This is a genomic window from Mesorhizobium norvegicum (assembly GCF_004919685.1).
GTDB lineage: Bacteria > Pseudomonadota > Alphaproteobacteria > Rhizobiales > Rhizobiaceae > Mesorhizobium > Mesorhizobium norvegicum.
The window spans coordinates 1-9,745 of the sequence record NZ_SMYZ01000138.1 but is presented as its reverse complement, the minus strand read 5'-3'; the positions used below and the strand labels follow the sequence as shown (position 1 = coordinate 9,745).

At 63.6% G+C, this 9,745-nt stretch carries 9 protein-coding genes; 5 read left to right on the top strand and 4 right to left on the bottom strand.

Features of this window, described 5'->3' with window-relative positions:
• Positions 1-22 precede the first annotated feature (22 nt).
• Positions 23-775, bottom strand: coding sequence for a crotonase/enoyl-CoA hydratase family protein (locus tag FCU66_RS38275; RefSeq protein ID WP_136621297.1), 753 nt, complete (start codon positions 773-775; stop codon positions 23-25).
• 19 nt (positions 776-794) lie between these two features.
• Complete coding sequence (locus tag FCU66_RS38270) at positions 795-2,564, bottom strand: acyl-CoA dehydrogenase family protein (RefSeq protein WP_136621298.1); 1,770 nt, start codon at positions 2,562-2,564, stop codon at positions 795-797.
• Between the two features lie 217 nt (positions 2,565-2,781).
• Here FCU66_RS38270 and FCU66_RS38265 point away from each other — a divergent pair, with 217 nt between their 5' ends.
• The 3 genes from FCU66_RS38265 to FCU66_RS38255 all read left to right on the top strand — a co-directional run bounded on the left by FCU66_RS38265 (position 2,782) and on the right by FCU66_RS38255 (position 5,235).
• Positions 2,782-3,000 (top strand): hypothetical protein, encoded by a 219-nt coding sequence (locus tag FCU66_RS38265; protein WP_136621299.1) that lies wholly within the window; start codon positions 2,782-2,784, stop codon positions 2,998-3,000.
• A gap of 156 nt (positions 3,001-3,156) precedes the next feature.
• On the top strand, positions 3,157-4,266 hold the full coding sequence (locus FCU66_RS38260) for a glycoside hydrolase family 25 protein (protein ID WP_136621305.1): 1,110 nt from the start codon (positions 3,157-3,159) through the stop codon (positions 4,264-4,266).
• Positions 4,267-4,443: 177 nt separating this feature from the next.
• Positions 4,444-5,235, top strand: a complete 792-nt coding sequence (locus FCU66_RS38255) for a hypothetical protein (protein WP_136621300.1) — start codon at positions 4,444-4,446, stop codon at positions 5,233-5,235.
• Positions 5,236-5,272: 37 nt separating this feature from the next.
• Here FCU66_RS38255 and purD read toward each other — a convergent pair whose 3' ends face one another.
• Together purD and FCU66_RS38245 are read right to left on the bottom strand one after the other, a co-directional pair.
• Positions 5,273-6,553: a phosphoribosylamine--glycine ligase gene (purD, locus tag FCU66_RS38250; protein WP_136621301.1), complete on the bottom strand. Its 1,281-nt coding sequence runs from the start codon at positions 6,551-6,553 to the stop codon at positions 5,273-5,275.
• A gap of 303 nt (positions 6,554-6,856) precedes the next feature.
• Positions 6,857-7,663, bottom strand: a complete 807-nt coding sequence (locus FCU66_RS38245; RefSeq protein WP_136621302.1) for a phytanoyl-CoA dioxygenase family protein — start codon at positions 7,661-7,663, stop codon at positions 6,857-6,859.
• A gap of 88 nt (positions 7,664-7,751) precedes the next feature.
• Here FCU66_RS38245 and FCU66_RS38240 point away from each other — a divergent pair, with 88 nt between their 5' ends.
• Both FCU66_RS38240 and ubiA read left to right on the top strand, forming a co-directional pair.
• A complete protein-coding gene (locus tag FCU66_RS38240; protein ID WP_136621303.1) occupies positions 7,752-8,663 on the top strand; it encodes a LysR family transcriptional regulator in 912 nt (303 codons plus the stop codon).
• A gap of 57 nt (positions 8,664-8,720) precedes the next feature.
• A complete protein-coding gene (ubiA, locus tag FCU66_RS38235; RefSeq protein WP_136621304.1) occupies positions 8,721-9,704 on the top strand; it encodes a 4-hydroxybenzoate octaprenyltransferase in 984 nt (327 codons plus the stop codon).
• Positions 9,705-9,745 lie beyond the last annotated feature (41 nt).

Below are 9,745 nucleotides of genomic sequence, written 5' to 3'. Positions count from 1 at the left end.
GGGGGAGATTGGCAGCTTCCACTTAGCCCTTCTTCCTGGTCATGAAGGCCGTCAGCGCAGCGCGCGCCTCATCGGACTTCAGCCGCTCACGAAAATGTTCGCTTTCCTCGCCGATGCGGGCGACGAGATCGTCGCGCGAGCCGCGCATCAGGTCGCGGGCGATCTTCAGCGCTTGCGGCGGCTTGGCCGCGATCTGGCCCGCCGCCGCCAGCACCGAGGCTTCAAGTGCTGCTTCCTCGACCACCTCGTAGATCAGGCCGGCGGCCTTCGCGCGCTCGGCCGAAAAACCTTCGCCGAGGGCGAGCAGCGCGAACGCAGCTTGCTGTCCCAGGATGCGCGGCGCCAGAAGGCTGGATCCCGCCTCGGGCACCAGGCCGAGATCGACGAACGGCGTCCTGAACACGGTGCGCGGCGTGGCGAAAGTCAGGTCGCAATGCAGGTTGAGCGTCGTGCCGATGCCGACCGCAATGCCGTCGACGCCGGAGACGATGGGTTTTTCGACCTTGGCCAGCGCCATCAGGAAATCCCAGACCTCGGTGCCGCCGTCGCCGCCCGTCGCTATGGCCATGAAATCGGCAAGGTCGTTGCCGGAGGAGAAGGCGCCGGGCACGCCGAGAAAGACGTGGACGCGGATCGCAGGATCGGCGTCACCCTCGGCAAGAGCAGCCGACATTTTCGCATACATGGCGCGCGTCAGCGCGTTCTTCTTGTCCGGCCGGTTCATGCGGATGATCTGGATGGCGCCCTGGCGCTCGACGAGGATGTGGTCTGTCACGGTTTTTTCCTTGTGAACGTCAGGCGGAAATCAGCGTTTTGCCGGCAGCGGCGAGGCTTTCGGCGCCATCGACAACGCGCGCCTTCAAGGCACTGACCTCGCCGAGCAGGTTTTCGGCGAAGAAGCGGCAAAGGGGAATACGGCCTTGATCGGCAAGCGCGCCCTGCGCCAGATAGGCGCCGCCGGCGGCAAGCGAGATCAGCCTGAGATAAGGCGTCGCACCCGCCAGCGCCTCGTCCGGCCGGCCGTCGGCTGCCAGTTTCTGCAGGAAACGGGTCGCTTGCGTCAGATCGCCAAACGCTGAGTCGAGAGCATCGGCGGTGCGGCCGAAGCCTTGCAGATTCGAAGTTCGCACCGCTCCGGCCACATCAGCCAGTTCGCCGATAAAGCCATGCACATGGTCGCCGCCGCCAAGCGGCAATTTGCGCATCACCAGATCAATGGCCTGGATGCCGTTGGTGCCTTCGTAGATCGGCGCGATGCGTGCATCGCGGTAGAAGGCGGCCGCGCCCGTCTCTTCGATGAAGCCCATGCCGCCATGCACCTGGACGCCGAGCGAGGCAACCTCGACGCCTACATCCGTCGAAAAAGCCTTGGCCAGCGGCGTCAGCAGATTGGCGCGGTCACGCCAATGCGCTCCCTCGTCGCCGGCCGATAGGCGGGCCAGGTCGATGGCATAGGCACAAGAATAGCTGATCGCCCGCGCGGTCTGCGTCAGCGCCTTCATGGTCAGGAGATTGCGCTGCACGTCGGGATGATGGACAATCGGCGCCATGCCGGCACCAGCGTAGCTTGCCGCCTTGCCCTGCCGGCGGTCGTTGGCATAGGCAATCGCCTTCTGCGTTGCGGCCTCGGCGACCGCGACCCCCTGCATGCCGACACAAAGCCGCGCATTGTTCATCATCGTGAACATGCAGGCGAGGCCCTTGTTCTCCTCGCCGATCAGCCAGCCGATGGCGCCCGGCTTGGCGCCCTGGAAACCATCGCCATAGATCATGGTGCAGGTCGGCGAGGCATGGATGCCGAGCTTGTGCTCCAGGCCGGAACAGAAGACGTCGTTGCGCGCGCCCGGCGAGCCATCGTCGCCGACCAGGAATTTCGGCACCAAAAACAGCGAGATGCCGCGCGTGCCGGCCGGCGCATCGGGCAGCCGCGCCAGAACCAGGTGGATGATGTTGTCGGTAAAATCGTGCTCGCCATAGGTGATGAAGATTTTTTGACCGAAGATGCGGTAGCTGCCGTCACCAGCAGGCTCGGCGCGGGCGCGCAAGGCGGCGAGGTCCGAACCGGCTTGCGGCTCGGTCAGGTTCATCGTACCCATCCACTCGCCCGACACGAGCTTTTCGAGATATTTCGCCTTGAGGTCTTCGGAGGCGTGTTTGTCGAGCGCCTCGACCGCGCCCATGGTCAGCGTCGGGCCGATGCCGAAGGCCATGGCGGCGGAATTCCACATTTCGAGCGCGGCGACGCCAAGCATGGTCGGCAGCGCCTGGCCGCCATAGGCTTCAGGCCCGGAGAGCGCGTTCCAGCCGCCATCGATCCAGCGGCGATAGAGTTCCTTCCAGCCGGGCGGCGTGGTGACGGCTGCGCCCTTCAGCACGGCACCTTGCTGATCGCCGATCTTGTAGAGCGGTGCGACCTCCTCGGTGGCGAAGCGGCCGGCCTCGCCCAGAACGGCATCGACCAGATCCTCGCCGAGATCGCCGAACCTGCCGGCATCGAGCGCCGATTTCATGCCGGCCACGTGCTTGAGCGTGAACGCGATATCCTCGACCGGTGCCCGATACATGCCGCTCACTCCTCCTGATGCATCGGCCCCTGCCAACCCTAGAGCCGGTGCCGCTGCAAAACCATCCGCTCTTTGAGCGGTCTCCCATCTTCTTTTTACGTAAACGTCAAATTTTGTCACGCGGATTTTGCAATCGCGGCGGCGCGTATTAGATTCAATCGGCGCCGGATCAAATCAACCGGCGACAGATCAGAACCAGCAGACCGGAACCCGTGCCATGCTTGCCAGACCCGACGCCTATCGCTGCATCGAATGTGGCCTACCCTATCGAGCGGAGGGGTTCTGCTACCATGAGGGCAGACTGGAACACGGTGCCGCCTACTGGTCGGATCGCGGCATATTGTGCTCGCCGCAATGCTCCCTCGCCCACCACCGCAAACGCGCCGCCGAGGGCACGCTGCGGCGAGAGCCGGCGCCGGACCCGTTTGGATTCTAGCCGCTGATGCGACGCCAGCTTTCCTGACGCCGGCCCCCGAAAGCAAATCCTTAACCATAGCGGTTCAGCATCTACCTTTGATCAACGGGGATTCCCTGTTTGAAAAGGACGGCGCGGCTCCTTCGCCGCACGGCGCTTCTCGCACTCGCGGCGACGATGGCGCTGTCGACGGCGGCAAAGGCTTCGGATTTTTCCGAACCTTGGAAGAACGCTGACCGCGCCCTGGTCGTCGATGCCTACGAATACAATTCCATCGACTGGGCTCAGCTCGCCACCGACAAGCGGGTCGTCGGCTTCATCAACAAGGCCTCCGACGGTATGCCGCCACCCTATTTCTGTCTGGGTGGCGAAACCGAGGTGAAGCTCTGCAAGGCACTGTGGAAACGCCATGCGGTGACGCGCGAGCTGTTCCAGACGCGCAGGGTCGTGGCCAAGGCACTCGGCTTGAAATGGGGCGCCTATCACCTCGCCCGCCCCGGCAACCCGGTCGAACAGGCCAATAATTTCCTCGATTTCGCCGAGCCCGCGCCCGACGATCTCATGGCTCTCGACATCGAGGGCAACGATCCCTCGCAATGGATGTCGCTCGACGATGCCGAGGAGTTCGTGCGCCAGGTGCATCGGCGCATCGGCCGTTTCCCGGTGCTCTACACCAACGGCAAGACCGCCCAGTACATTGCCGACAACAGCTACCGATACCGGCTCCTGTCGCGGTTGCCGCTCTGGTATGCCCGCTACAAGTCCGACATCGACGTGCACTTTCCCATGGGCAACTGGCAGGGCTACGCGCTGTGGCAGTTTTCGGCGCAAGCCAATTGCGGCCGGTTCCACTGCCCTTACAGGGTCGCCGGCACGCCCAAGGACATCGACGTCAATGTCGCACCGATGGATGCCGCCACGCTGCGTGCGCAATGGCCGTTCGGTGGGCTCATCGACGTGCCGCCCGACTATCTCGCCTCGATACCGCTGCCGGTCTCGCGCGAAGCCGGCCTCGCCGGCAATGTCACCATCACCTACGCCTCGGTGGCGGCGCCGCCGACCTTCGAGGAAATGGTTGTGGCGTTGGGCACGCGCTGGACGACATTTCGCGACGGCTTCCGCATGCCTGTCGTGAAGACGGTGCCGCGACGGCCGAGCTTCGGCATTGTCCAGTATGTCGCCTGGAAGCGGACCGAACAGCGTTCGCCCGCACAACTCGACGCTGCCTTTGCCGCAGCCGATCCACTCAGCACCGCTTCAACAACGCTCGACCGCGGCCAGCGCTGACATCAGCTGCTTTCGACCTGCCTGAATAGATGGCGGAGGCAGAAGTACCTAGCGCATGCAGCCGACTCACAAAAGCCGCACTCTCGTCAGCCACCGCACCCATAGAAGCAAAAGACAGCAATATGCTGTCGTCTTGCAAGTTACAGGGTCTTAACGGCTCTGCGCCAAAGTGTTTCTATGAAACTTCCTTTTTTTGGCCGCAAACCATCATCGTCAGCACAAACAACTCCTTCTCCGCCAGCAGGTGACGGAAATGGCGAAGCTCATCCTGGGCATCGCGCCGTGCTCGATCACCTGCGCAGGACCGAAGGTGAGCAGCCTCTTGCACGTCCACAACTCGTCGGGCGTTTGCTGTTCGATATGATCTGCAAAATCGTCGCCAATGGTGGTCGCGGCGTGCGCATAGAAGATCTCCTTGCGATCCTCGCCTCGACCGGCGGTTTCTCATGCCTCGTGGCCGCATTGAGCGAAGTCGACCGGAGCCCGCTAGACGGCACCAGCCTGGCAATAGTGACCGGGAAGGACGGCCATCACTACTTCTTCGGTGATCTCCCCAACCGTTATCTGATTGAAAGCGAATTCGCATTGCTGAGTTTGGCCTTGGGGGCGGCGCGGGCCTTTGGCGGCAGTGTCTCGTTGGATATGGTGCATCAAACCATGCGCCACGTCGCGGGCACGGTGGTAGGTGGTGAGGGTTTCGGGCAGCCGCAGCTTACCGCGGAACACCGCCCCGGCGATCTCCCATTCAACTACGTCAGATTCCTGTGGCCAAGAGTCCTCGAAGGGCTAAAGCTATACGAAGTGCCGCCAACGCAGGCGCCTGTCGCGATCGGCTTTGCACTTCAGCGTGCGATCGAGGCAGGCAAGGATGCTATCGATCCGACGTTGGCGGCGCGAATCGCGATCGAGTGCGCCGTTCCAATGGCCAAGGTCGATCCGAAGCGAATTGCGTCTCCGGAGGCTTCATGATGATGGCCTATAGCCCGTAGCGCACGATCAGCACCAATCAGGCGCCAGTCTTCTCGCGCGCCACGGCCTGCCAGCCGATGTCGCGGCGGCAGAAACCGTCAGGCCAGTCGATGAGGTCGAGCGCGGCATAGGCCCGCGCCTGCGCCTCGCCGACCGTGGCGCCTGATGCCGTGACGTTGAGGACGCGGCCGCCATTGGCGACCAGCGCGCCGCCGTTGATGGCGGTGCCCGCGTGGAAGATCTGGACACCGTCGCTCGCCGCGTCTTCGACGCCGCGGATGACCGATCCCTTTTCCGGCGTGCCGGGATAGCCCCTGGCCGCCATCACCACGGTGAGTGCGGCCTCGTCGCGCCAGCGCACGGACATATGCGCAAGTTGGCCGTCGGTTGCCGCGTTGAGCAGGACCAGCAGATCGTCCTTCAGCCGCATCATCAGCACCTGGCATTCCGGGTCGCCGAAACGGGTGTTGTATTCGATCAGCTTCGGGCCCTTGTCCGTGATCATCAGCCCGGCGAACAGCACGCCGGAGAACGGCGCGCCAAGTTCTGCCATGCCGCGCATGGTTGGCTCGATGATCTCGCGCATGGTGCGCTCGACCAGTTCCGGCGTCATCACCGGGGCCGGCGAATAGGCGCCCATGCCGCCGGTGTTGGGGCCGGTGTCGCCGTCGCCGACGCGCTTGTGATCCTGCGCGGTGCCGAAGGGAAGTGCTGTGGTGCCGTCGCAGAGGCAGAAGAAACTCGCCTCCTCGCCGGTCATGAATTCCTCGACCACAACTTCCGCGCCTGCAGCACCGAAGGAACCATCGAAACAGGCATCGAGTGCGGCCTGTGCTTCGCCGAGCGTCATGGCAACGGTGACGCCCTTGCCGGCAGCGAGCCCGTCGGCCTTGATGACGATCGGTGCGCCCGTCTTTTCGAGATAGGCTTTGGCGGAGGCCAGATTACTGAACCGGCCATAGGCGGCGGTCGGGATGTTGTAGCGGGCGCAAAGGTCCTTGGTGAAACCCTTCGAGCCTTCCAGCTGCGCGGCGGCCTTGGAGGGTCCGAAGACGCGAATGCCTTGCGCGCGCAGATCGTCGGCAATGCCGGCGACTAGCGGCCCTTCCGGGCCAACGACGACGAGGTCGATTTTCTTCTCGTGGCAGAACGCGGCTACAGCGGCATGGTCGGCGATGTCCAGCTTCACCAGTTCGGCCTCGCCGCCGATGCCCGGATTGCCGGGAGCGGCATAAAGCCTGGTCAGCAACGGCGATGCGGCGATCTTCCAGGCGAGCGCATGTTCGCGGCCGCCGGAGCCGAGAAGAAGAACGTTCATGGCCACCTCTTGATGCCGACAATCCTGCAGAGACTGTTTCGAAATTCGCTCTGGCGAGTCATATGATGGTGGTTTCGAGAACCGTAGCGCAGCGGACATTTGGGTCCGTGAGCAACGGAAGCGCAGAAAACGCCATCAGATGGCCGACAGAGTAGAATTTCCAAACAGTCTCTCAGAGAACCCGCTATTGCTCTCTGCGGGACGGGTCAAGGCATCCGGGCACTTTGATCGGAATTGCGCACGGGAACGTTATCCCCGGCAGAATATGGGCGCCGAATTCCGGCGCCCATATTCTGGCCCGCTTCAGCCCTGGTAGACCACTGGAAACCAGTCCTCGCGCAATCTCTGTCCCGGCTGCATGCCGTGGCCATGATAGGGCGGCGAGGTGCGCCCCGGCCGCTCGATATAGCGCGCATCGTCACCGACCCAGCGCAGCGACAGCGCCCGGCGCCGCGCCGCGGTCAGATTGCCGCGCGCGCCGTGCGCGGTCCTGAAGTCGAACAGGATGGCGTCGCCCGGCTCCATTTCCCACTCGAGCACCTTCATCGACGGGTCCTGGTCGGGATCGGGCACCGGCAGATAGTCGCCCTCGCCGGCGTAGAAATTGCTGTCGTCGAGCCAGCGCACAGGCAGGATCATCTTGTCCCATTTGTGCGAACCGGCGATCAGCCGCAGTGTCGCTTCCTTCACCGGGTCGATGGGTATCCAGAAGCTCACGGTCTGCTGGCCATCGACGAAGTAGTAGGGGATGTCCTGATGCCAGGGCGTCGGCTTCTGCGTGCCGGGTTCCTTGACCAGCACATGATCGTGGAAGAACTGCGCGGTGCGCGACTGCATCACCGCCGCCGCCAGTTCGGCGGCGGGCGAGTCCCGCACCACGCTGACGAATTCGGGAATGCGCTCCCAGTTGCAGTAGTCGTCGAAGAAACTGCCGCGACCGTTGGCTATGTCGGACGCGGTTTCGCTGCGGTTCTGCATGTTGCGCTCGATGCCGGCGGCAATCGTGTCGACCCAGCCCTTGAAGGCGCCGCGAATGCAGACAGCACCGTCACGCTGGTAGTCGGCGATCGTCTTTGCGTCGATGACCTGGGTATCGGTGTCAGAAGCCATGATGTTCTCCTCTTGGAATGACCGACTATCGCAACCCGCTTTCATTCAGTAAAATAATAACTTTCCATTTCTCACATAGGGTATGCCTATGAATGTGACCCTCACGCAGTTGCGCTACCTGGTTGCCGTGGCGCGCTATGGCAGCGTCACTGGCGCGGCAAAAATGCTGAACGTCTCGCAGCCTTCGATTTCGGTGGCCATCGATGCCGTCGAAAAGAATTTCGGCCAGAAACTGTTCGTCCGCCAGCGGGGAAGCGGCGTGTCGCCGACATCGTTCGGCCGCGCCGTGGTGGCCAAGGCAAGACAGGTTCTCACCGAGACGGACGAACTCGTCGGCCTGGGTTCAAGCAAATCGGCCGTCGGTGGCGAACTGGTGCTGGGATGCTTCGAGGACCTGGCGCCGTTCTTCGCGCCGGCCCTGCTGCGCGCCTTCTCCGAACGCTATCCAGCCGTCAAGGTCGTCGTTCGCGACGAGACGTTCGAGACGCTTGGGCGGCGGCTCGCCGATGCGGCCATCGATCTTGGCCTCACCTATGACCTCAGCCTGCCGACGCATTTCGCCCGCATCCTGCTGCGCGAACTTCGCCCGCATGCGCTGTTGCCGGCAGGCCATGCCCTGGCGGATCGCCCATCGGTCAGCCTTGCCGATCTGGCCGCCTATCCGCTGATCACCACCGACCAGCCACACAGCTGGCAGCACATGCTCGACCTGTTCCGCAGCCGCGGCCTTTCGCCGGTGGCCGATACGACGACAAGCTCGTTCGAACTGCAGCGCAGCATGGTCGCCAACGGCTTCGGCGTTGCGGTCAGCTACACCCGCCCGCACGGTGACCGCAGCTATGACGGGCTGCCGCTCATCTGCAAGCCGCTGTCGGATCCGCTGCCCATGCAACGGATCCTGCTCACCTATGACACGCATCAGCGTGTGTCGAATGCGGCGCTGTCCTTCATCGACGTGGCCAAGGGTTGGTTCGCCTCGCACGACATCTTCGCATCATGAACCGGTCCGCCGGCGAGACTGCTTGACGGCCTTCGAGTCTGCTGCCAATCCAGCACCATGGAACCTATCCAGTCGAAAGCGGCCCAGGGCCGTGTCGCCGATGCGCCGAACGGCCACTGGGTCTATCGCGTGCTGCCGCGCTCGATATGGCCCTATGCGCAGCTTGCCCGGTGGGACAGGCCGATCGGCTGGCAGTTGCTGCTGTGGCCCTGCTGGTGGTCGGCTGCCCTTGCAGCGAGCGCCTATCCGCGTTCCGGCGATCCGCTGCTCTCGTTGCTGCCGGCGCCCTGGTATCTCGTGCTGTTCCTGGCCGGCGCCATCGCCATGCGCGGCGCCGGCTGCACCTACAACGACCTCGTCGACGAGGACATCGACAACCAGGTCGAGCGCACGCGCTCGCGGCCACTGCCGTCCGGCAAGGCGACGCGCCGGCGGGCCTGGCTGTTTGTTGCCCTGCAGGCCCTGGTCGGTCTCGTGGTGCTCATCCAGTTCAACAGCTTCGCCATCCTGCTCGGCATCTGCTCATTGGCGGTTATAGCCATCTATCCGTTCATGAAGCGGATAACCAACTGGCCGCAACTGGTGCTCGGCCTTGCCTTTTCCTGGGGCGCGCTAATGGGATGGGCGGTCGAGTTCGGCGATCTCGATGGGCCTGCCGTGATGCTCTATATCGGCTCGATCCTGTGGGTGATCGGCTACGACACGATCTATGCGCATCAGGACAAGGAAGATGACGCCATTGTCGGCGTCCGCTCGACGGCACGCCTGTTCGGCGACAACACCAAATCGTGGCTGGCAGGGCTCTATGGCGGCGCGCTGATCTGCTTTGCCATCGCCTTCGCGTCGGCGCAGGCTCCGGTGGTGGCCCTGGCCGGACTGATCGCCGCCGGCGCGCATATGGCCCGGCAGATCGCCGTGTTGGATATCGACAATCCGGACCAATGCCTGCGCCTGTTCAGGTCGAACAACCAGGTCGGCTGGCTGATCTTCCTGGGCCTGATCGGCGGTGCTGTCTGGGTGGCGCTGAAGCCGCTGGTTTAGTCTCCTTCTCCCCGTCACTATACGGGGAGAAGGAGACTAAA